Genomic DNA, 20,819 nt, shown 5'->3' with positions numbered 1-20,819 from the left:
CGAAATCGGCGGACAGGATCGACGGCGCGATCTTCAGGGAACGGTCGAAAGTCATCTCAGGTCTCTCCTTTGAGGGGGCGGAAAAGCATCCCTTTCCGCCCCGACGGGATCAGGCCGCGGAATTGATCCGCAGTGCTTCGCGCCAATTGGGATACAGTTTGTCCGCATCACTGGTGAAGCTTTCGAAGGCGCGGGCGAATTCCTTGTGATCCTTGGCGAATTCAAGCGGATCGGCGCCCTCTTTCCAGCACTGTTCGGCCTGCCGCAGCGAGATCGCACCGGACGCGGCCCCGTCGATATGCCCGAAGCTGCCGCCACCGGCGGTCATCACCAGGTTGGAATGGCCCAGGTTTTCGAAGAAACCGGGCATCCGCAGTGCGTTCATCCCGCCCGAGATGATCGGGGTGGTCGGCGCCATCCCGTGCCATTCCTGATGGTAATAGGGGCCGTCGGCGCTGTCTTCGGTGATCATGTAGGCGATCGCCCGGTCGCTGGCTTCGCCTTCCATCTTGCCAAAGCCCATGGTGCCCACGTGGATACCCGACGCCCCCTGCATCCGCGCCATTTTCGACAGCACGAAGGCGGTGTAGCCGCGTTGCGTCTGCGGTGAGGTCACGGCGCCGTGGCCGGCACGGTGATAATGCAGGTACTGGCGCGGGAACTGGCGCCGCGCGGTGGTGATCGCCGCCGGACCGGTGACATAGCCATCGACGAGGAAGGCCACGTGATCGGCATTTTCCGCGAAGGTTTGCAGGATGAATTCGGCGCGCGCGATCATTTCGAACGGGTCGTCGGCGGTGATATTGGCCGAAAACAGCTTGGCCTGGCCGGTTGCGTCCTGCGCCCGCTTCATCGCGTCCGCGACCAGGGTGATGGTTTCCTTCATCGGCGCGAAGGTCTGGTTGCCCTGCGGTTCGTCGTTCTTGATGAAATCGCCGCCCAGCCAGAAATCATAGCAGGCATCGGCGAAGGGCTGCGGCCGCAGGCCCAGCTTGGGCTTGATGATGGTGCCGACGACGAAACCGCCATCGACATTCGGCCGGCCCAGCACCCGCCACATGTCGGCGATGGTGGTCGAGGGGCCGTCGAACAGGCGCAGATAGGCGGGCGGCACGTAGAAATCGTGCATCTTGGCGTATTCCACGTCGCCCATGCCCTGATTATTGCCGATGGCCAGCGTCAGGAAGGAACAGATCATCGCGCGGCCATCGGTGATGTTGCGGTCGAACAGGTCAACCGGATAGGCGATTTTCATCAGCTCCTTGCCCGGGTCGATTTCATAGACCAATGCATCAACGCCACGCGTGAAATCGTCGGTGGTCGACACATCCACATTGGTACCGGTGGAGCTTTCCGCGGCGAAGTGGGCGGCGGTTTCCAGGTAGCCGTAGCCGGATTTCGGCTTCATGTGATAGGCGACGAGCACATGGCGGCCACCGGCGATCAGTTGGGCTTCGTCCAGGTCGAGCCGGGCATAGCGGTTTGATTGGTCCATTTCAGGGTTCTCCTCGGTTAAGCGGCCGCTTGAGAGCGGGCGGTTTGGGGCGACAGGCTGCCATCGGCGTAACGTCGGGCCATGTCATCCAACGGAATGGGTTTGATCGAAGCGGCGTGACCGGCGGTGGCGAAGCGTTCGAACCGGTCGCGGCAGAGCTCTTCCAGCGCGTCCATCGCCGGGATCATGAATTTGCGCGGATCGAACTCGGAGGGCTTTTCCTGCGCGATCTTGCGGAACTGGCCGGTCATCGCCATCCGGCAATCGGTGTCGATATTGACCTTGCGCACGCCGATCTTGATGCCCTTTTCGATTTCCTCGACCGGCACGCCATAGGTTTGCGGCATCTCGCCGCCATAGGCGTTGATGATGTCCTGCAGATGCTGCGGCACAGAGCTCGAGCCGTGCATCACCAGATGGGTGTTGGGCAATTTCTTGTGGATCGCCTCGATCGTGGCCATCGACAGGATGTCGCCGGTGGGTTTGCGGCTGAACTTGTAGGCTCCGTGCGAGGTGCCGCAAGCGATGGCCAGTGCATCGCATTCGGTTTTCAGAACGAAATCGACCGCCTGATCGGGATCGGTCAGCAACTGGTCCTGGCTCAGTTTGCCGACCGCGCCGGATCCGTCCTCTTCGCCGGCCTCACCGGTTTCCAGGCTGCCCAGAACGCCCAGTTCGCCCTCAACGCTGGCGCCGACCCAATGAGCGGCGTCGCTGACGCGCTTGGTGATGTCGACGTTGTAGTCGTAGGAGGCGGGCGTCTTCATGTCCGCTTCCAGCGAACCGTCCATCATGACGCTGGTGAACCCGTGACGAATCGCGCTGAGGCAGGTGGCTTCGTTATTGCCATGGTCCTGGTGCAGGCAGACCGGCACCTGGGGGTACATTTCCACCAGCGCGGTGACCATGTGGCGCAGCATGATGTCGCCGGCATAGGACCGTGCGCCGCGGCTAGCCTGCAGGATCACCGGCGCATCGGTCTTGTACGCCGCCTGCATGATCGCAAGCCCCTGTTCCATGTTGTTGATGTTGAACGCTGGCACGCCGTAGCCCTGTTCGGCAGCGTGATCCAGAAGCTGTCTGAGTGTGATGAATGCCATTTGCTTCCCTCCTTCAGATGGCGTCAGGCCAAAAGACGGCCCAGATGGGCGGCATTGTCGGCCATGCGACAGGAAAACCCCCATTCGTTATCATACCACGCCAGCACCCGAACCAAGCGATCCCCGATGACCTTGGTCTGATCGCTGGCGAAATTGCACGAATGGGTTTCGTGATTGTAATCGATCGAAACCTTCGGTTCGGTTTCATAGCTGACGATGCCGCGCATGCCGTTTTCGGCGGCTTCGGCCATGATCGCGTTGATATCCTCGGCGCTCACCGATTTGCCGGGGCGGAAAGTCAGGTCGACCGCGCTGACATTCGGGGTCGGCACCCGGATCGCCGATCCGTCGAGCTTGCCCTTCAGTTCCGGTAGCACCTCGCCGATGGCCTTGGCCGCGCCGGTCGATGTCGGGATCATCGACATTGCGGCGGCGCGGGCGCGATACAGGTCCTTGTGGCGGCGGTCCAGCGTCGGCTGATCGCCGGTATAGGAATGCACCGTGGTCATGATGCCCGACTCAATCCCGATCGCGTCATTCAGCGCCTTTGCCATCGGGGCCAGGCAATTGGTGGTGCAGGATCCGTTGGAAATGACCGTGTCGCTGGCCAGCAGGTCGCGGTGGTTCACCCCGAACACAACGGTCCGGTCGACGCCCTTGGCCGGGGCCGAGATCAGCACCGATTTCGCGCCCTGTTGCAGGTGGACCCGGCTTTGGTCCTTGGAATTGAACTTGCCGGTGCATTCCAGAACCACGTCGACGCCGGACCAGTCCAGATCGGTCGGCTCATAGGTGGAAAACACCTTGATCGGGCCGTTACCGACATCGATGCTGTCGCCTTCGACCCGGATGTCGCCGGGGAACCGGCCATGCACCGAATCGTAGCGCAGCAGATGCGCCGTGGTCTCGATCGGGCCGGTGGCGTTGATCGCGACGACCTCGATATCGTTGCGGCCGCTTTCGGCGATGTGGGAAAAGGTGCATCGCCCGATGCGTCCGAATCCGTTGATGGCTACTTTGATCGTCATGTCGTCCTCGTTTCTTGCGGTCACAGAAGGGCCAGCGCCATGTCGGCGGCGGCCTGCGGCGTGATGCCGAAATGTTCATAAAGCGCGGGCGCAGGGGCGGAGGCGCCGAAGCTGTCCATGCCCACGAACCCGTCCTCTGGGCGCAGCATCTGGCCCCAGCTCATCCGCACGGCGGCCTCGATCCCGACGCGCGGGGCGCCGCCCAGCACTTCGGCGCGATAGGCGTTTTCCTGCGCGGCGAACAGCTCGAAGCTCGGGGCGGACACCACCGCCGCCTGCACGCCCTTTTCGGCCAGCAGATCGGCGGCCTTCAGCGCCAGTTCCACCTCGGACCCGGTGGCGATGAGGGTGACGTCGCGCCTGGGCGTCTCGCGCAGCACATAGGCGCCGCGCGCTGTCAGGTTCGCATCCGTATGCGCGGTGCGCAGGATCGGCAGGCCCTGACGCGACAGGCACAGCACCGTCGGCGTGGCTTCCGACCCGGCTGCGATCTGCCAGGCCTCGGCGGTTTCCACCGCGTCGGCGGGGCGGATCACGTTCAGGTTCGGCATGGCGCGCAAGCTGGCGATGGTTTCCACCGGCTGATGTGTCGGGCCGTCTTCGCCCAGACCGATCGAATCGTGCGTCATCACGTAGGTGACCGGCACTTCCATCAGCGCCGACAGGCGGATCGCGGGGCGGCAGTAATCGGCAAAGACCAGGAAGGTACCGCCATAGGGCACGAAACCGCCGTGCAAAGCGATGCCGTTCATCGCCGCCGCCATGCTGTGTTCGCGGATACCGTAATGGATGTAATCGCCGCCGTAATCGGCGCTGCTGACCGGGCGCATGTCGCTGGTGAGCGTGTTGTTCGACCCGGTCAGGTCGGCCGAGCCGCCAACCGTGTTGGGCAGGGTGGCGTTGACCACCTCCAGCGCCATTTCGCTGGCCTTGCGGGTGGCGACCTTGGGCCGATCCGCCGACAGCTGGGCCTTGTAGGCATTCATCGCGGCATCAAGCGCGGCCATGTCCGGTGCGGCGAGGGATTTTGCGAAATCACCCTTGGCGGGCGATGCGTCCAGCCGGCCCTGCCAGGCGGCGCGCTGCTTGGCGCCGTTTGCAGCGATCCGTTCCCAGGCGGATTTCACCTCGCCCGGAACCTCGAAGGCGGGATAGGGCCAGTCCAATGCCTCGCGCGTCGCGGCAACCTCGTCCTCGCCCAAGGGCGATCCATGCACCTTGTGGCTGCCGCCCTTGTTGGGGGCACCCTTGCCGATCACGGTACGGCAGGCGATCAGCGACGGCTTGTCATTGGCGCGGGCCATTTCGATCGCGGTGGCGATGGCGTCATGGTCATGGCCATCAATCGATTGCACATGCCAGCCAGCCGCCTTGAACCGCGCCTGCTGATCCATCGAGGTGGACAGGTCGGTCGATCCGTCGATGGTGATCTTGTTGTCGTCCCAGAACACCACCAGCCGGCCCAGCTTCATGTGCCCGGCGAAATCGATGGCTTCGTGGCTGATGCCTTCCATCAGGCAGCCGTCACCGGCCAGGACATAGGTCCAGTGATCGACCAGATCGTCGCCGTAGCGGGCATTCTGCATCCGTTCGGCCAAGGCCATGCCGACCGCAGTGGCGATGCCCTGCCCCAGCGGGCCGGTCGTCGTCTCGATCCCCTTGGCATGGCCGTATTCGGGGTGCCCGGCGGTGCGGTATCCCATCTGGCGGAAGTTGCGCAGCTGGTCCATGTCCATGTCGTCATAGCCCAGCAGGTGGTTGATCGCGTAGACCAGCATCGATCCGTGCCCGGCGCTCAGCACGAAGCGGTCGCGGTCCGGCCATTTGTGATCGGCGGGGTCGATCCGCATGAAGCGGTTGAACAGAACGGTGGCCACGTCGGCCAGCCCCATCGGCGCGCCGGGATGGCCGGAATTGGCGGCCTGCACGGCATCCATCGCCAACACGCGGATGGCATTGGCCATGACCTGTTCGGATACGGAAACCTTGCTTTGCAAATTCATCTCGGATCTCCTCAGGCGCGTTTGGATTCGCTGACCAGGCGGTGGATCATCGGGGTAAAGATCAGCTGCATCGCCAGGTCCATCTTGCCGCCGGGAATGACGATGGAATTGGCGCGGCTCATCCAGCTGCCCTGGATCATCGAGGTCAGGTAGGGGAAATCGATGCCGCGCGGGTTCTTGAAGCGGATCACCACCAGGCTTTCGTCGGCGGTCGGGATCCAGCGGGCGCAGAACGGGTTCGAGGTGTCGACCACCGGCACGCGCTGGAAGTTCACGTCGGTTTCGACGAATTGCGGGCAGATGCAATGCACATAGGCATGCATCCGGCGCAAGATGGTGTCGGTGACGGCCTCGGTGGTATAGCCGCGCTTGGCCTTGTCGCGGTGGATCTTCTGTGTCCATTCCAGATTGATCACCGGCACCACGCCGATTTTCAGATCGGCATGCTGCGCCAGGTTCACCTCGTCATTGACCACTGCGCCGTGCAGCCCTTCGTAGAACAGCAGGTCGGAATCGTCCTCGAACGGGGCCCAGTCGGTGAAGGTGCCTGGGGCCGATCCCCAACGTTCGGCCTCGTCGTCGTCATGCACGTAGTGACGGGTTTCGCCCTTGCCGGTTTCGCCGTAGGTGCGGAACACGTCTTCGAGCTTCTTCAACTCGTTGGCGTCGTAGGAAAAATGGCTGAAGGTCTGGTCGCCCTCGGCATAGCGGCGTTCCAGTTCCGCCTTCATCGCAGCGCGGTCGTACCGGTGGAAGGCGTCGCCCTCGATCGACACCGCGTTAACTCCCTCGCGGCGGAAAATCTGGTCGAAGGTGGACTTGACGGTGGTGGTGCCGGCGCCGGAAGACCCGGTCACCGAAATGATGGGATGTTTCTTGGACATTCTGGATTTCCTCAGGCGCGGAACAGGCCGCGATTGCCAAACAGGGCGGAGACTTCTTCTTCCGGCAGGTCGTGATAGGCGCAGACGCGGCTGACCTTTTCGCCCGATCCGAAGACCAGCGGCGTGCGGGCATGCAGCGTGTCGGCCCGCTGTCCCAGCAAACGGTCGCAGCCCGATGTCGCCTGTCCGCCCGCCTGTTCCACCAGCATCGCGATGGGCGCGCATTCATAGACCATGCGCAAACGACCGTGTTCGTACCCGGGGCGGTTGTCGGAGGGATACAGAAAGATACCGCCCCGGGTCAGAATGCGGTGGGTTTCAGCGACCAGCGAAGCCACCCACCGCATGTTGAAATTCTTGTCGCGCGGGCCTTCCTTGCCGGCGAGACAATCGTCGATATAGGCGCGGATCGGTTTCGACCAATGCCGGTAGTTCGACGCGTTGATGGCGAATTCGTTGGCGCCTGCGGGGATGGTCAGCCGTTCGGCCGCCAGTTTGAACATGCCGTCCAGCGGATCACGCACATATTGCAGCACGCCGTCGCCGAAGGTGACCATCAGCGTGGTTTGCGGCCCGTAGATCAGGTAGCCCGCCGCGATCTGTTCGTCGGTGTCGCGCAGGAAACTGTCCTCGGCGCCGTCCTTGGCCTCAAAGATCGAAAAGATGGTGCCGATCGACACGTTCACGTCGATATTGGACGATCCGTCCAGCGGATCGATGGCCAGAGCGTAGCGGCCGGAGGGGTCCAGTTCCTGCACCGTTTCGCGTTCTTCCGAAGCGTAGTGGCGCACGCCGGTGCCGGTCAGGGCGCGGGCAAAGGCCTTGTCGGCGATCACGTCCAACGCTTTCTGGGTGTCCCCGTCGGCATTCGATCCCAGTTCGGCACCAAGCCGTTCCTCCAGCGGACCGCGGGCGATCTGCACGCTCAACTCCGATCCGATGCGGCACAGCGCCCCGATCACCGGGCGCAGCGCCACCGGGATGTGTTCCGTTTCGATGTAAGATGTTTCTGTCATCCCCAAAACCTCGCCCTCCTCCGGCAGTGGATGGGATTGTTCTTGTGCAGGAATGACGATAAGAAAATTTAATCTTTTTAAATTCGTCTTAGGAATTTTTGAATGCGGAACCTCAAGGGGCTGACCTTCAAACAGTTGCGGGCGCTGGAGGCGGTGGTCGAACACGGTACCATCGCGGCGGCGGCGGACGTGTTGTCATTGTCTTCGCCGGCAGTGCATAGCCAGTTGAAATTATTGGAAGATAATTCCGGCGTCCCGCTGGTCGAACGGGATTTGTCGGGGCAATTCCAAGCCACGCAGGAAGGCCGGATCCTGATCGATGCGTTCGAAAAAGCCTGGGGGGCGCTGAGCCGCGCCGCCGAGGATATCGAGGCCGTGCGACGTGGCGCCGCAGGGCGCGTGGTGCTGGGTGTGGTCAGTACCGGCAAGTATTTCGCCCCCGGAATCGTCGCCCGCCTGAAGGACCTGCATCCCGAGATCGAGATTCGCCTGATCGTCGGCAACCGCAACGAAATCATCGAAGGGCTGGAAGCCGAACGCATCGACATCGCCGTGATGGGGCGCCCACCCCGGCAACCCGACGTGACCGCCCAACCGCTGGGGCCGCATCCGCATGTCCTGATCGCCAAGCCCGACCACCCGCTGGTCGGCGCGGGCAAGGTGCGCAAGGCCGATATCTTGGCGCAGCATTTCCTGATGCGCGAAGAAGGCTCGGGCACCCGTATCCTGACGATGCGCTATCTCGACCGGTTGGGTCAGGGCAAGGTCTATGACTTCACCGAAATGGGCAGCAACGAAACCATCAAGCAATCGGTGATCGCGGGACTGGGCGTGGCGCTCTTGTCGGCCCACACGGTGATCGACGAACTGTGTTCCGGGCGGTTGGCGATCATCCGTGCCGAGGGCCTGCCGATCATGCGGCACTGGTTCGTTCTGCACCGGTCGCAGCAGCGGCTTACCGGCGCGATGCAGGTGGTCTGGGACGAAATCCGCACCCATGCACAAGACATGATCCGGTCCGAGGAAGTGGCGGAGGCGATCACGGACTAAGCGCGCCCGGTCTCAGGCCTCCCCGGCCTTGACGGCGACCGACCCGGCGCCCCAGGCGGCCAGGAAAATCAACGCCATGGGAATCCACAAACCCAGCGGGCTGGCAAACATGTCGTAGTTGCCGACGAAGACCGGTGCGACAAGGAAGAAATCCAGCGCCAGCGCGGTTCCCACGTATGCGGCAGCCAGTGCAATCGGCGAAACCCCCGCAAAGAAACGATGATAGAGCGCCGCTGCGACAGCCGCCCCCAGAGGCCCGCCAATCGCATGCACGATCAGGGTGCTGTCCATGCTCATGAATAGCGGACCAATCCCCATGATCGCGCCGCAAAACGCCCAGACCGCCACGGCAAAGGCGACTATGATTGCTGCTTTCGACACCATTATCCCTCCGTTTTATCTGCTATCTGGAGAAACGACGATACCATCACAGAGTACACATTTACTGGCCGTTCGCATTGATCCACCTCAACCCACGGCGGCCAGGCCGACCGCAGGTATCGGCCGAAAGCATGGCCGTTTAGGCCCATGCGCAGCAGGTCTTTGCTAACGGCGCTTCAGGTCGCGGCAAAGCCGTCATTCACCTTGTTGCGATAGGCCGAGGGGCTCATCCCGATCCGTTTGCGGAACATGCGTGAAAAATAGGCCGGATCGTCGAAGCCCAGGTCGAAGCCGATCTGACGGATGTCGATCCGGGTATAGGCCAGTTGCCGGCAGGCTTCGCGGAACACCGCCGCTTCGATATAGGACAGTGCCGAGGCCCCGGTCAGGTCGCGGACAACGCGGCTCAGGTGGGTCGAGGTGACGGCCAGCGCATCGGCATAATCCGACACCCGCCAGCGATCGCGGAAATGTTTCTGCACCAATTGTTCGAACCCGGCCATGATCTGGCCATAGCGGGCGGGAATATCGTGCCGTTCCGGGCTGGGCATCCGCCGCGCCACCTGCACCATGATCTGTGTCGCCAGCGCCTTGAGGATCAGCGACCGCCCCGGATTGGCGGCGGCATGTTCATACTGCACCGTGTCGAACAGATCGCAGATCGCCGCCTCGGCCGGCACCATGCCCCAATGGTCCAGCCGTTCCGCTAGGTCGTTGGGCTGATCGAAAATTTCAGGCAATTCGGCGACCGGCAGGGTCAGCACGTAACCGTCGGTCCCCTTGGAAAATTCGAAACTGTGGACATTCCAGCGCGGCATGTTGACCACGACGGGCGGGGCCAAATCGTGCTTGGCGCCATCGACACCCATCATTGTCGCGCCACGCCGGATCAGGAACAGCTGGTGCACATGCGGGTGCCGGTGTGCCGGAATGGTCCAACCACGCGGCCCGGCACGATCTAGGATCCGTTCGCAATGCAACAGGTCCGGCAACAGCTGCTGTTCGCCATAAAGCGCATAGGCGGGAATTTCGGACATCACAGAGTTCCTTTCGATGTTCGAAAAGTACCAATCTTTGAGGAAAACCGCCATTCCGAAAGCGCGCCGCCGGATGATATCCCTGTCGCCAATAACGCAAGGAGAACGAGAATGCGCACTCAGGTTTGTATCATTGGCGCGGGTCCGTCGGGCCTGCTGCTGTCGCAGCTTCTGCACCTCAAGGGCATCGAATCCATCGTTTTGGAACGCAAGACCAAGGAATACGTTCTGGGACGCATCCGGGCCGGCGTTTTGGAACACGGCTTTGCCGAACTGATGCGCGAAGCGGGCGTCGGCGAACGGATGGACCGCGAAGGTTTCATCCATGACGGCACCATCATCGCCTATGACAACAACCAGTTCCGGATCGATTTCGCCGAGCGGGCCAATGCCTCGGTCATCGTGTACGGCCAGACCGAACTGACCCGTGACCTGTATGCCGCGCGCGAGTCGGAAAACGGCACGATCATCTACAATGTCGAGGATGTGCGCATCCAGGACGCCGATGGCGATAAGCCTTATGTCGAATACAACGTCGGCGGCCAGGGCCAGCGGATCGATTGCGATTACGTTGTCGGCTGCGACGGGTTCCACGGCGTGTCGCGCAAGACGATCCCGGAAACCCTGCGCAAGGAATATGAAAAGATCTACCCCTTCGGCTGGCTTGGCGTGCTGTCGGAAACCCCGCCGGTGCACGACGAACTGATCTATTCGAATTCGCAGCGCGGCTTCGCTCTGTGTTCGATGCGCAACGAGAACCTCAGCCGCTATTACATCCAGTGCCCGCTGGATCATAACCCCGAGGATTGGAGCGACGATGCGTTCTGGGAAGAACTGAAGCGGCGCATCCCCGAAGAGGCGGCCGAGAAGCTGATCACCGGCCCGTCGATTGAGAAGTCCATCGCGCCGCTGCGGTCCTTCGTGACCGAACCGATGCGGTGGGGCAAGCTGTTCCTGTGCGGCGACGCGGCCCATATCGTGCCGCCGACCGGGGCAAAGGGGCTGAACACCGCGGCCTCGGATATCTACTATCTCTACCACGCGATGGTGCAGTTCTATGTCGACGGCGAAGAGGAAGGGCTCGACCGCTATTCCGAAAAGGCGCTGGCGCGGATCTGGAAAGCCGAGCGTTTCAGCTGGTGGATGTCGAACCTGCTGCACCTCTATCCCGAACAGGGCGAATTCGATCGCAAGATGCAGCGCGCGGAAATCGAGTTCCTCGAAACCAACGAGGCGGCACAGCGGGTAATGGCGGAAAACTACGTCGGCCTGCCGTTCTGAAGCCGGACTGTTCCGAGAAATTGAAAGCGCCCGCCCATCGGTGGGCGCTTTTTCTATGGGTGATTGGGTGAGAGCCGCGAAAAGGGACGCTAGGTCGTCCATTGGGTAGTCCCGGCCCGGAACGAGGCCGCAGGTCGCCGGGCCAGCGCCGGACCGTCCCGGCGGTCTGGCGCTTTGGTGGGCTCAGTGCTTCGCCTAGAGGGTGTCCGGTCTTGGCCGGGATAAACTGCCAGGCTCCACCGTTGCTGCGCCAGCCCACGGTCCGGCGCTGGCCCGGCTCTACGCTTTGCCGATCTACGCTTTGCCTATGTGGATTTGACCCGGCTCAGCCCGCCAGCAGCGACGCCATGCGGCGCAGCGCCAGCTGGTATCCTTCCACGCCGAACCCCGCGATCACCCCTTCGGCCCGCAGCGACACATAGGAATGGTGGCGGAAGCTTTCGCGCTTGTGCACGTTGGAAATATGCACCTCCAGCACCGGCCCTTCGAAGGTGTTGAGCGCATCGAGGATCGCCACCGAGGAATGGGTGTAGGCCGCCGGGTTGATGATGATCCCCGCCGCGCTTTCGCGCGCTTCGTGAATCCAATCGATGATCTGACCCTCGTGGTTCGACTGCATCAGCTCGGTATTCAATCCCAGTTCGGCGCCCAGCCGGGTGCAATCGGCGGTGACGTCTTCCAGCGTGATATCGCCGTAGATCTCGGGTTCCCGCTTGCCCAGCAGGTTCAGGTTGGGGCCGTTGAGGATATAGATCGTCTTGGTCATGCGCTTTTCCGCCTATGCTCAGGGCTTTTGTTGCATCGCCCCCCGCGCATTGCAAGTAAAGCGTGCCGGTTCAGACCCGCTCGAGCATCAGGCGATCCGCCTCCTCGATCCAGCGCAAGCGGCCCTGCTCGACCATGTAATTCGCATGCGCCAGCGCCTCGCTGAAAGCGAAGCTGGTTTCATGCGCATCGAGCTTGCCGGAAAACAGGACCGGCACAAGGTCGTTGGTGCTTTTCGGGGCGCCGGCGCAGGCCTGTTCGATCAGGTCGCAGCGTTCGACATGGTGTTCGGCCAGTTCATCGCAGCGGCGGTGCAGACCGCCGAACGGTCGGTGATGGCCCGACAGCACCAGAGCGTCTTCCGGCACCGAGGCGCGGATTTGTCCCAGCGAGGCGAGGTAATCGCCCAGCGGATTGGCATGCGGTTCGCTGGCAAAGACGGAAATATTGGGGCTGATCCGTTCGATGACCTGATCGGCGGCGAGAAACAGGTTGTCGGACGGCGCGTAGAGCATCACCTGTTCGATACTGTGCCCGTCGCCGGTCAGCACCTGAAAGCTGCGCCCACCGATCCGCAGCTCCATTCCCTGCCGCAGCCGGCGATAGCTGACCGGCGGGGTCGAGATCATCCGCAGGTAGCCAAGACCCAGCGTACTGACCAGCTTGGACCCTTCGGGCGACATGCCGTGGCGGGCGTAGAACCGGGTATGGGGGTCGAATTCCAGTGCTGCCGGGGCTTGGGCAAGGTTCAGGAAAGACAGGAACGATCCGGCACTGGTCTGAAGTTCGATTCCCAGCTTTTCGCACAGCCAGCCGGCATTGCCGATATGGTCGGGATGGTGATGCGTGATGATCAGCCGGGTGAAGTTTTGCCCGGCCATCGGCCCGTCCAGGAGCGCCTGCCAGGCGGCGCGGGTTTCGGGATTGGAAATGCCGGAGTCCAGGATCGCCCAGCCGCCGTCATCCTCGATGAAATAGACATTCACGTGGTTCAGCCGGAACGGCAGCGCCAGCCGCGCCCACAGGATGCCCGGTGCGACCTCGAGCGTTTCGCCCGGGCCGGGGATGGTGGTGATGGGGAAATGCAGGGTCAATGGGACCTCCGTACTGAACGCGGGCCCGCCGCTGGGCCGGGGCTCGGCATGGGGGACAGGATAAGTCGCGGTTCTAGCCGGGCTTGTGCGCAGAAGCTACGGCGAAATGACGTTCCGTCAGTTCCCGGACCGCTTGTCGCAGGCCCATCGGCGGGCGAAAGTTCGGCCAATTGTTACGAAAGGGAGGCGGGACAATGCAGATCAAGGGATCATTGGCGGTGGTGACCGGCGGGGCGAACGGGATCGGCCGGGCGCTGTGCGTGGCGCTGGCAAGCGCCGGTGCGCGGGTGGTGGTGACCGATCTTGACGGCGAGGGCGCCAAGGCGGTGGCGGCAGAAATCGGCGGTCGCGGCTTGCAGCTCGATGTCAGCGACGGCGACGCGATGGCGCGGCTGATCGCGGATGTGGAGGCCACGGACGGGCCGATCGACCTGTTTTGTTCCAATGCCGGGATCGGCACCGGGTTCGATCAGGGTTTCAGCAATGCAGCGGGCGCATCCGACGAAGTCTGGCAAAAAGCGTGGGACGTCAACGTTATGGCCCATGTCCGCGCGGCGCGGGAACTCATCCCGCTGATGAAGGTCCGCGGCGGCGGCACCTTCCTCAATACCGTGTCGGCGGCTGGCCTGCTGAGCCAGATCGGCAGCGCGGTTTATTCCACAACCAAACACGCGGCGGTGGGATTTGCCGAAAACCTCGCCATCACCCATCGCGACGACGGCATCAAAGTGTCCATCCTGTGCCCGCAGGGGGTCGACACGGATATGCTGCGCGGAATGAGCGAGGGGCCGCAATCGCTGGACGGGGTCCTGGCGCCCGAAACGGTGGCCGACGCGGCGCTGGCGGGGCTTGAAGCCGAACGGTTCCTGATCCTGCCGCATGAACAGGTGCGCGACTACATGGCCAACAAGCTGTCCGATTACGACCGCTGGATCGGCGGCATGGCGAAACTGCAGCGGATGATGAAGGGCTGAGGGACACGGCTCATGTGGCACGTTTGGCCGGCTCGTCAGGAACATCGGTTTCCCAGCCACTGGCGGACGGTCCGGAACAAAGGACGGTGGTGATCCGGCGCAGTGCGGGGTCACCACCGTCCTTTGTTTTTACGGTGCCTAGTCCACGTTTTCGTGACAGGAGGCACCGGCTTCAAGCGAACCGAGATCTTCGAGGATCGGGCAATCGGGGCGGTGATCACCGGCGCAGGATTCGACCAGGCCCGCCAGTGTCGAACGCATCGACTGAAGCTGCTCGATTTTCTCGTCGATCCGCTTCAGATGACCTTCCGCAATCTGTTTGACGTTGGCGCTTTCGCGCGTGTCGTCCTCGTATAGCGCCAGAAGGTTGCGGCAGTCCTCGATGGAAAAACCCAGCATGCGGGCCCGGCCCAAGAACGCCAGCTTATGCAGGTCGTTTTCCCGAAAAGCCCGGTAACCGTTTTCGCTGCGCTGAGGCTTCACCAGGCCGATCTCTTCGTAGTAACGGATCGTCTTCGCCGGAACGCCCGAAAGCCGAGCCACGTCTCCGATATTCATCCCAATCTCCTTTTCATTCAGCCGGAGCCGGCACCGCCGCCACGGCGTGCGGCGTCACCTCTGCGGTTTCGTCCATGCTGGGCCGGATCCGCCGCAGGCGCAGCGCGTTGGTCAGCACGAAGACCGAAGACAGCGCCATCGCCCCTGCCGCCAGGACCGGCGACAGCAACAGCCCGAAGGCGGGATAAAGTACACCTGCGGCCACCGGGATCAGCGCGGTGTTGTAGCCGAAGGCCCAGAACAGGTTTTCGCGGATATTGCGCATCGTGTGGCGCGACACAGCGAAGGCATTGACCACGCCGCGCAGGTCTCCCGACATCAACACCACGTCTGCCGATTCAATGGCGACGTCCGTCCCGGTGCCGATGGCGATACCGACATCCGCCGCCGCCAGTGCCGGCGCGTCATTAATCCCGTCACCGACGAAGGCGACTTTGCGGTCGCCGGCACGCAACTCGTCCAGCGCCGCCACCTTGCCATCGGGCAACACCCCCGCCACGACATGATCGATGCCGATTTCCTGCGCGATGGCTTCGGCCGTCTCGCGCTTGTCGCCGGTGATCATGGCGACCTTCAGGCCCTGTCCATGCAGCGCCGCGATCGCCGCCGCGCTGGCAGGTTTCACCGGGTCCGCGACCGCGATCACCGCGGCAACCTTGTCGTCGATCGCGGCAAAGAGCGCCGTGCGCCCGCGCGCCGCCAATTCGGCCTCGCGCTTGGTCAGCGTGCCGGTTTCCAGTCCTTCGCGCTGCATCAGCCGGTCGGCACCGATCAGCACATCGCGCCCGCCAACCATCGCACGGACACCGTAACCGGTGATCGATTCAAACTTTTCCACCTTGTGGCGCGGCGCGGCTTCGGCGCGGGCGGCGCGGACGATCGCCTCGGCAATCGGGTGTTCGGACTGCTCCTCGACGGCCGCGACGAGGCCCAGCACCTCCGCGCGGTCAAACCCATCGGCAAGGACCAGGTCGGTCAGTTCGGGGCGGCCTTCGGTGACCGTACCGGTCTTGTCCAGCGCCACCACGTCGACCGAGGTCAGCTGCTGCAGCGCATCGCCCTTGCGGAACAACACGCCCATTTCAGCCGCGCGCCCGGTCCCGACCATGATCGAGGTCGGCGTGGCCAGCCCCATGGCGCAGGGGCAGGCGATGATCAGCACCGACACGCCCGCCACCAGCGCCAGCGTCAGTGCCGGGCTGGGCCCGATGACCAGCCAGATCAGGACGGTCAGCACGGCGACGGTCATCACGGCGGGTACGAACCACAGGGTGATCCGGTCGACCAGCCCCTGGATCGGCAGTTTTGCGCCCTGTGCTTCTTCGACCATGCGGATGATCTGCGACAGGGTGGTGTCGGCGCCGACACGGGTGGCGCGGAACCGGAAGCTGCCCGCGCCGTTCACCGTGCCCCCGGTGACTGGATCGCCGGACGCCTTGGCCACCGGGACCGGTTCGCCGGTGATCATGCTTTCATCGACATGGCTTTCGCCTTCGGTCACTTCGCCGTCGACGGCGATGCGTTCGCCGGGCCGGACCACGAGGATATCGCCCGCGCGCAGTTCTTCCAGCGCGACCTCGACCGGTTCGCCGTCACGCAGGACGTTGGCGGTGCGCGCCTGCAACCCGAGCAATTTCTGGATCGCGGCGCCGGTGCGCCCCTTGGCGCGCGCCTCCATGAAGCGGCCCAGAAGGATCAGAACGACGATCACAGCCGCCGCCTCGAAATACACGGCCCGGACAGCTTCGGGCATCAGCCCCGGCAGGAAGGTCGCCACCACCGAATAGGCATAGGCCGCGCCGGTGCCCACCGCGACCAGGCTGTTCATGTCCGGCGCGCCGCGCAGCAGCGCGGGCACGCCCTTGGTATAGAACCCCCGCCCCGGCCCGACCAGAACCGCCGTCGTCAGGACGAACTGGATCAGCCAGCTGGCCTGATGACCGATGGTCCTGCCGATGAAGGCGTGCACGCCCGGGATCAGGTGGCCGCCCATTTCCATCGCGAAGACCGGCAGCGCCAAAACAGCCGCGAGGATCGCCTTGCGGGCGATCTCGCGCGCCTCCGCGTCCTTGCGGGCGGCGCGGTCTTCCGACTGCGTCGCTTCTGCGATTTCCGCCGGGTAGCCGATTTCCGTCGAGGCGGCGATCAGGGCCGATATGTCGACGGCGCCTTCCAAGTAGGTGACCGTAGCCGTTTCCGCGGCAAGGTTCACGTTGACGTCGAGAACGCCCGGCACCGCCTCCAGCGCCTTGTCCACCCGCCCCACGCAAGAGGCGCAGGACATCGACGCGATGCTGAGCGTCACCGACGCGGTGCGGGCCGGATAGCCGAGTTCGTCCAGCGCCGAAGCGACATCTTCCAGCCCCGGGCCTTCCTCCATATCGAACTGAGCGGTTTCGCTGGCAAGGTTGACGGACACCCCGCTCACGCTGGGAAGGCCGCTCAGGGCCTTGTCCACTCGCCCGACACACGAGGCGCAGGACATCCCTTCGATCGACAATTTGTAATGCTGCGCTTGTGACATTTGCGACTCCAATTCTTAGCTTCGCAACATAACCTAGTGCTTCCAGCAACTGGAAGGTCAAGGAAAACGAGAAACTTTCTTCACTCCTTGACCTTCCAGCGGCGGAAGGCCCCATTTACGCGAAACGGAAAGGAGATACCCAGATGAAATTCAACGTTCCCGACATGAGCTGCGGCCATTGCACCGCCGCCATCACCAAAGCGATCAAGGCACAGGACACAAAGGCGGAGGTGGATTGCGACCTCTCCTCGCGCACCGTTTCGGTGGAAACCGCGCTGGACAGCCAGGCCATAAGCGCCGCGATCACGGACGCGGGGTATGCATCAACCGAAATCGCCGCGGCCTGAAGCCCGATCGCCGGGTGTCGCAAAAAATGCGACATCCGGCGGCATTGGTACTGGATGAGGGGCAGCTGCCCGATGTCCGCTCAGTCTTCCGCGTTGCGCGCCTCAGTGATGCGTTTTGCCAGTTCCGACCGTTCGACGAACCCCGCCACAAGGTTGTCGCCGATGACAAAGGACGGCGTCCCGTTGAAACCCAGTGCCCGGGTCAGCCGCATCGAGGTTTCGAAATGCTCCTGCACCTCGGGCGCTTCCATATCCTTGCGCAGCTTCTCGACATCAAGACCGATCTCCGCGGCAACGCGCAGCACCGAGATTTCGTTGGCGCGCCCCTTGATACCCATCATCGCCCAGTGGAATTCTGCATACTTGCCCTGCTTGCGTGCCGCCAGTGCGGCCTTCGCCGCAAACACCGACCCTTCCCCGAGGATGGGCCATTCCCGATATACCAGACGGATATTCGGGTCCGCCTCGATCACCGCCTTCACTTCTGGTTTGACGCGGCGACAATAGGGACAGTTGTAATCGAAGAATTCGACGATTGTGACGTCGCCCTCGGGATTGCCCAACACCGGCGCGTTGGGGTCGCGTTCCAGCAGGTCACGCTGGCTGGAAAGGACCTCTTTCTTCGCAATCTCCAGCGCATCGGCTTGGCGTTTTTCAAGGATCGCGACCGCTTCGTAAACGATTTCAGGATTTTCGCGAATGGTTTCAAGAACCAGTTCGCGGACCCGATCTTCGCTGAGTTCGCCGGAAATTGCTGCAACAGGCGCCAAGGCGGCCAACGCGGCGATGACCGCGAAAAAGTGGAATAGTCTCAATTTATTTTATCTCCCTGCTGTCTGTCTGCTTCCGAACGCTCCGCTTGCACTGTGCGCTGACGTTCCGGCCAGGTGGACTTGATGAATTCGATGATGTTTAGGATTTGGGCATCGCTCAGTTGGTCGCCGAAAGCGGGCATGCCGCTGTCGAATTCCATCCCTTGCCGCGCCAGGAAGGCTTTGCCGCCAAGCTTGGTGTAGCTGTGCAGCATACTGTCGGGATGATGCCACGTGTGGCCGGTGGCATCATGCGGCGGTGCCGGCAGACGGCCATCGGGCCCCGGGCTGCGCCAATTCGGCTGACCCTCCAGATTTGCGCCATGGCAGGAGGCGCAATACTCGGCATAGAGGGCACGCCCCTCCACCAGGTCGATTGCCTCGCTCCCGGCATCTTGCGACCGCGCCGCACCGTCGGAAAACAGCCAGGCACCGGCGGTCGCGGCGGCAAGAACAACCAGCACACCGCCCTTGGGGAAACGCCCCTTCATGTCACGCGCAACCATGTCATCATGCCGGACGCGGCGTGCGACAGCATGTGGCAATGAAACAGCCAGTCGCCGGGGTTGTCGGCGACAAAGGCGATTTCACGCCTTTCGCCGCGGAATGTCAGGAGCGTGTCCCGCAGCGGCCCGAACGTGCCATCCTCCAGCACCTCGCGGAAGTGCATCCCATGCAGGTGCATCGCGTGCGGAAAGACGGTGTCGTTGACGATCTCGAGCCGGACGGCCCGCCCCCTGGCAATTTCGGCGAGGGGAGTGTCGGTCATCCCCACTGTTCCGTTGAAGGCCCAGAACTGTCGGGAGTCCGCAAGTTGCCGGAAGGTCTTGCGATTTCCATCCAGGATCGCGGCATCAAGCCGTCCCATTGCGCCACCCTCCATGTTCAGCCTGAGCCTTTCAGCCTCGGCCAAATCGGGGAACTGCATGTTCGGATTGGGCGGCAGGGCATCGGGTGCCGGCCGCCGCGCGGCGGCCGCCACGCCCCCCACGGGAAAGGCGGCCTGGGAAAACACCTGCTCATTCTCGGCCCGCAGAAGATAAGCGGTTTCGCCGTCTTCGGCGGTCACATCAACGATCAGGTCCGCCCGCTGCCCCGGCCCCAGCAGCACCACGTCGCTGACAGGTTCCGGTGTTTCCAGCGGCATCCCGTCAAGCGCGACGGTCCAGCCTTCGAAACCGGAAAGGGCCAGCGCGAAGATTTTCGCGTTGGCGGCATTGATCAGCCGAAGGCGGAGCCTTTCGTTTTTACGCACGCCGACGGACAGATCGTGTTGGCCGTTCGTGGTGATCAAGTTCCCAAGCCGGCCTGCGTGGCTCAGGTCGTGAAAAGAGGTGAAATCCGGATCGATCTGCGCCGTTTCCGGGTTGAGCCGCCAGTCATCCAGGATCAGGGTTTCTTCCCGGTCGATATCGGGTCCCGCGGCCTCCTCCACGATCAGGGCACCATAGAGCCCGCGCGCCACCTGTTCGACGGAACGATTGTGGGCGTGATACCAATACGTCCCGGCGTCGGGCGCCACGAAATCGTAGTCGAAGGTCGCCCCCGGGGGCACCGCTTCCTGTGTCAGCCCCGGCACCCCGTCCATGGCGTTGTCGATCCTGATACCATGCCAGTGAACCGAACTGGCCTGCTGAAGCCCGTTGTGGAAGCTCCGCTGGACTCGTCCTCCCTGCCGGACACGCAGCGCGGGCCCCGGGATGAGGCCGTCATAGCCCCAGATGTCCGTTTTCGGATACGACGACGGGGCCAATTGGGCCGATGCCTGACGGGCCTGCAAAACGGGGAAGCCGCCCGACTGGCTGCGCGCACCACCGGGAAGCCCGGCCATCGCAAGAGCGCCGGTCGCGCCCAACAAAAATCCCCGTCGTGTTGTCATTGCACTTTCCCTTTCATGCGCCGGGAAGGGCGCCCCTCGCGCCCCTCCCCGCCGTTTTGAGCCGCACCGGTCACGACCGGCAATTCTGTTCGTTTTCACGCCCCGCCCCTCATGTCGTATACGGTTTCCCCGAATGGATTGGATCATTTCCGAGGAAAACCGGCGCGGCGGTGGTGGATCGAAGGCAGTCAAGTCGCCCAAGCGGCTGGGAGCGGTGCGTCTCAAAGGCGACGTCGTCGGTCAGGCCACCAGCCCAGGCTTCGGGCGCAGGGCCGAGAAACAGCAAAGCGATGGCAACAACCGCACAGGGCACAAGGTTCGGCGTTTTGCGCGCTATCTGCCCCATCAGAAAATGCCGTTTTCCTTCTGCAGCTCACGCACATACCGGATGATATATTTCACCTCGGCATCGGTGATCCCCTTGACGGGCGGCATGTCGCCGAACCGCCAGTGATGGGATCGCACACCGGACCTGGCTGCCATCAGGAAGGCCATATCGGCATGGTGGTTGGGCTCATAGATCTTGTGTACCAGCGGCGGCGCAACGCCATTCTGGCCAGCCGCATTCACCCCATGGCAAGTTGCACATTT

Annotated in this window: 20 protein-coding genes; 4 read left to right on the top strand and 16 right to left on the bottom strand. The window is 63.0% G+C overall.

The features are described 5' to 3' along the window. Positions 1–109: 109 nt before the first annotated feature. The 6 genes from IT775_RS20530 to IT775_RS20505 are packed head-to-tail and all read right to left on the bottom strand — an operon-like array spanning position 110 to position 7,526. Positions 110–1,495 (bottom strand): ribulose-bisphosphate carboxylase, encoded by a 1,386-nt coding sequence (locus tag IT775_RS20530; RefSeq protein WP_212703116.1) that lies wholly within the window; start codon positions 1,493–1,495, stop codon positions 110–112. 17 nt (positions 1,496–1,512) lie between these two features. After that, the gene (fba, locus tag IT775_RS20525) at positions 1,513–2,595 is read right to left on the bottom strand and encodes a class II fructose-bisphosphate aldolase (RefSeq protein ID WP_212703115.1); all 1,083 of its coding nucleotides are present in this window, start codon (positions 2,593–2,595) and stop codon (positions 1,513–1,515) included. 23 nt (positions 2,596–2,618) lie between these two features. After that, positions 2,619–3,623, bottom strand: coding sequence for a type I glyceraldehyde-3-phosphate dehydrogenase (gene gap / locus IT775_RS20520; protein WP_212703114.1), 1,005 nt, complete (start codon positions 3,621–3,623; stop codon positions 2,619–2,621). Between the two features lie 20 nt (positions 3,624–3,643). Then, complete coding sequence (gene tkt, locus IT775_RS20515) at positions 3,644–5,626, bottom strand: transketolase (RefSeq protein ID WP_212703113.1); 1,983 nt, start codon at positions 5,624–5,626, stop codon at positions 3,644–3,646. A gap of 11 nt (positions 5,627–5,637) precedes the next feature. Further along, positions 5,638–6,510: a phosphoribulokinase gene (locus IT775_RS20510; protein ID WP_212703112.1), complete on the bottom strand. Its 873-nt coding sequence runs from the start codon at positions 6,508–6,510 to the stop codon at positions 5,638–5,640. 11 nt (positions 6,511–6,521) lie between these two features. Next, complete coding sequence (locus IT775_RS20505; protein ID WP_212703111.1) at positions 6,522–7,526, bottom strand: class 1 fructose-bisphosphatase; 1,005 nt, start codon at positions 7,524–7,526, stop codon at positions 6,522–6,524. Between the two features lie 102 nt (positions 7,527–7,628). Between IT775_RS20505 and IT775_RS20500 the strand changes: the two genes are divergently transcribed. After that, on the top strand, positions 7,629–8,576 hold the full coding sequence (locus IT775_RS20500; protein WP_212703110.1) for a LysR family transcriptional regulator: 948 nt from the start codon (positions 7,629–7,631) through the stop codon (positions 8,574–8,576). Positions 8,577–8,588: 12 nt separating this feature from the next. On the opposite strand, the gene IT775_RS20495 is transcribed toward IT775_RS20500, so the two are convergent. Together IT775_RS20495 and IT775_RS20490 are read right to left on the bottom strand one after the other, a co-directional pair. Then, on the bottom strand, positions 8,589–8,957 hold the full coding sequence (locus IT775_RS20495; protein ID WP_212703109.1) for a hypothetical protein: 369 nt from the start codon (positions 8,955–8,957) through the stop codon (positions 8,589–8,591). A 176-nt stretch (positions 8,958–9,133) separates the two neighbouring features. Then, positions 9,134–9,994 carry a helix-turn-helix domain-containing protein gene (locus IT775_RS20490; RefSeq protein ID WP_212703108.1) on the bottom strand — a complete coding sequence of 287 codons (861 nt, stop codon included), beginning with the start codon at positions 9,992–9,994 and terminating at the stop codon, positions 9,134–9,136. Between the two features lie 111 nt (positions 9,995–10,105). On the opposite strand from IT775_RS20490, the gene pobA reads away from it, so the two are divergent. Further along, positions 10,106–11,275 carry a 4-hydroxybenzoate 3-monooxygenase gene (pobA, locus tag IT775_RS20485; RefSeq protein ID WP_212703107.1) on the top strand — a complete coding sequence of 390 codons (1,170 nt, stop codon included), beginning with the start codon at positions 10,106–10,108 and terminating at the stop codon, positions 11,273–11,275. A gap of 325 nt (positions 11,276–11,600) precedes the next feature. Here the strand turns inward: pobA and aroQ are convergent, their stop codons facing one another. After that, positions 11,601–12,041 (bottom strand): type II 3-dehydroquinate dehydratase, encoded by a 441-nt coding sequence (aroQ, locus tag IT775_RS20480; protein WP_212703106.1) that lies wholly within the window; start codon positions 12,039–12,041, stop codon positions 11,601–11,603. A gap of 70 nt (positions 12,042–12,111) precedes the next feature. Next, on the bottom strand, positions 12,112–13,134 hold the full coding sequence (locus IT775_RS20475) for an MBL fold metallo-hydrolase (protein WP_246525786.1): 1,023 nt from the start codon (positions 13,132–13,134) through the stop codon (positions 12,112–12,114). Positions 13,135–13,328: 194 nt separating this feature from the next. Here IT775_RS20475 and IT775_RS20470 point away from each other — a divergent pair, with 194 nt between their 5' ends. Further along, positions 13,329–14,108 carry an SDR family oxidoreductase gene (locus IT775_RS20470; RefSeq protein WP_212703105.1) on the top strand — a complete coding sequence of 260 codons (780 nt, stop codon included), beginning with the start codon at positions 13,329–13,331 and terminating at the stop codon, positions 14,106–14,108. A gap of 138 nt (positions 14,109–14,246) precedes the next feature. Here IT775_RS20470 and cueR read toward each other — a convergent pair whose 3' ends face one another. Both cueR and IT775_RS20460 read right to left on the bottom strand, forming a co-directional pair. Then, positions 14,247–14,666 carry a Cu(I)-responsive transcriptional regulator gene (cueR, locus tag IT775_RS20465; RefSeq protein WP_212703104.1) on the bottom strand — a complete coding sequence of 140 codons (420 nt, stop codon included), beginning with the start codon at positions 14,664–14,666 and terminating at the stop codon, positions 14,247–14,249. Positions 14,667–14,679: 13 nt separating this feature from the next. After that, positions 14,680–17,190 (bottom strand): heavy metal translocating P-type ATPase, encoded by a 2,511-nt coding sequence (locus IT775_RS20460; RefSeq protein ID WP_212703103.1) that lies wholly within the window; start codon positions 17,188–17,190, stop codon positions 14,680–14,682. Between the two features lie 143 nt (positions 17,191–17,333). Between IT775_RS20460 and IT775_RS20455 the strand changes: the two genes are divergently transcribed. After that, entirely contained in the window at positions 17,334–17,537 is a 204-nt protein-coding gene (locus tag IT775_RS20455; protein WP_212703102.1) for a heavy-metal-associated domain-containing protein, read from the top strand. Between the two features lie 80 nt (positions 17,538–17,617). Here IT775_RS20455 and IT775_RS20450 read toward each other — a convergent pair whose 3' ends face one another. The 4 genes from IT775_RS20450 to IT775_RS20435 all read right to left on the bottom strand — a co-directional run. Next, the gene (locus tag IT775_RS20450; protein ID WP_246525784.1) at positions 17,618–18,352 is read right to left on the bottom strand and encodes a DsbA family protein; all 735 of its coding nucleotides are present in this window, start codon (positions 18,350–18,352) and stop codon (positions 17,618–17,620) included. Beyond that, complete coding sequence (locus tag IT775_RS20445; protein ID WP_246525781.1) at positions 18,349–18,855, bottom strand: c-type cytochrome; 507 nt, start codon at positions 18,853–18,855, stop codon at positions 18,349–18,351. Before IT775_RS20445 ends, IT775_RS20450 begins: the two co-directional genes overlap by 4 nt. Then, positions 18,837–20,228, bottom strand: a complete 1,392-nt coding sequence (locus IT775_RS20440; RefSeq protein ID WP_212703117.1) for a multicopper oxidase family protein — start codon at positions 20,226–20,228, stop codon at positions 18,837–18,839. Before IT775_RS20440 ends, IT775_RS20445 begins: the two co-directional genes overlap by 19 nt. A 345-nt stretch (positions 20,229–20,573) precedes the next feature. Further along, positions 20,574–20,819: c-type cytochrome (locus IT775_RS20435; RefSeq protein ID WP_212703101.1), on the bottom strand; the 246-nt coding region annotated here is incomplete at its 5' end.

This window comes from Thalassovita aquimarina, assembly GCF_018219815.1.
Taxonomy (GTDB): domain Bacteria; phylum Pseudomonadota; class Alphaproteobacteria; order Rhodobacterales; family Rhodobacteraceae; genus Thalassobius; species Thalassobius aquimarinus.
Note: the sequence above shows the minus strand (reverse complement) of the source record. Positions and strands in the feature narration are given on the sequence as shown.

What these genes read in the sequence shown, in the direction of transcription:
- tkt (WP_212703113.1), bottom strand. Translation starts at nt 5,626, where the DNA reads ATGAATTTGCAAAGCAAGGTTTCCGTATCCGAACAGGTCATGGCCAAT.
- cueR (WP_212703104.1), bottom strand. Translation starts at nt 14,666, where the DNA reads ATGAATATCGGAGACGTGGCTCGGCTTTCGGGCGTTCCGGCGAAGACG.
- aroQ (WP_212703106.1), bottom strand. Translation starts at nt 12,041, where the DNA reads ATGACCAAGACGATCTATATCCTCAACGGCCCCAACCTGAACCTGCTG.
- IT775_RS20500 (WP_212703110.1), top strand. Translation starts at nt 7,629, where the DNA reads ATGCGGAACCTCAAGGGGCTGACCTTCAAACAGTTGCGGGCGCTGGAG.
- IT775_RS20470 (WP_212703105.1), top strand. Translation starts at nt 13,329, where the DNA reads ATGCAGATCAAGGGATCATTGGCGGTGGTGACCGGCGGGGCGAACGGG.
- IT775_RS20445 (WP_246525781.1), bottom strand. Translation starts at nt 18,855, where the DNA reads ATGGTTGCGCGTGACATGAAGGGGCGTTTCCCCAAGGGCGGTGTGCTG.
- IT775_RS20510 (WP_212703112.1), bottom strand. Translation starts at nt 6,510, where the DNA reads ATGTCCAAGAAACATCCCATCATTTCGGTGACCGGGTCTTCCGGCGCC.
- IT775_RS20530 (WP_212703116.1), bottom strand. Translation starts at nt 1,495, where the DNA reads ATGGACCAATCAAACCGCTATGCCCGGCTCGACCTGGACGAAGCCCAA.
- pobA (WP_212703107.1), top strand. Translation starts at nt 10,106, where the DNA reads ATGCGCACTCAGGTTTGTATCATTGGCGCGGGTCCGTCGGGCCTGCTG.
- IT775_RS20505 (WP_212703111.1), bottom strand. Translation starts at nt 7,526, where the DNA reads ATGACAGAAACATCTTACATCGAAACGGAACACATCCCGGTGGCGCTG.
- IT775_RS20490 (WP_212703108.1), bottom strand. Translation starts at nt 9,994, where the DNA reads ATGTCCGAAATTCCCGCCTATGCGCTTTATGGCGAACAGCAGCTGTTG.
- IT775_RS20455 (WP_212703102.1), top strand. Translation starts at nt 17,334, where the DNA reads ATGAAATTCAACGTTCCCGACATGAGCTGCGGCCATTGCACCGCCGCC.
- fba (WP_212703115.1), bottom strand. Translation starts at nt 2,595, where the DNA reads ATGGCATTCATCACACTCAGACAGCTTCTGGATCACGCTGCCGAACAG.
- IT775_RS20440 (WP_212703117.1), bottom strand. Translation starts at nt 20,228, where the DNA reads ATGACAACACGACGGGGATTTTTGTTGGGCGCGACCGGCGCTCTTGCG.
- IT775_RS20460 (WP_212703103.1), bottom strand. Translation starts at nt 17,190, where the DNA reads ATGTCACAAGCGCAGCATTACAAATTGTCGATCGAAGGGATGTCCTGC.
- gap (WP_212703114.1), bottom strand. Translation starts at nt 3,623, where the DNA reads ATGACGATCAAAGTAGCCATCAACGGATTCGGACGCATCGGGCGATGC.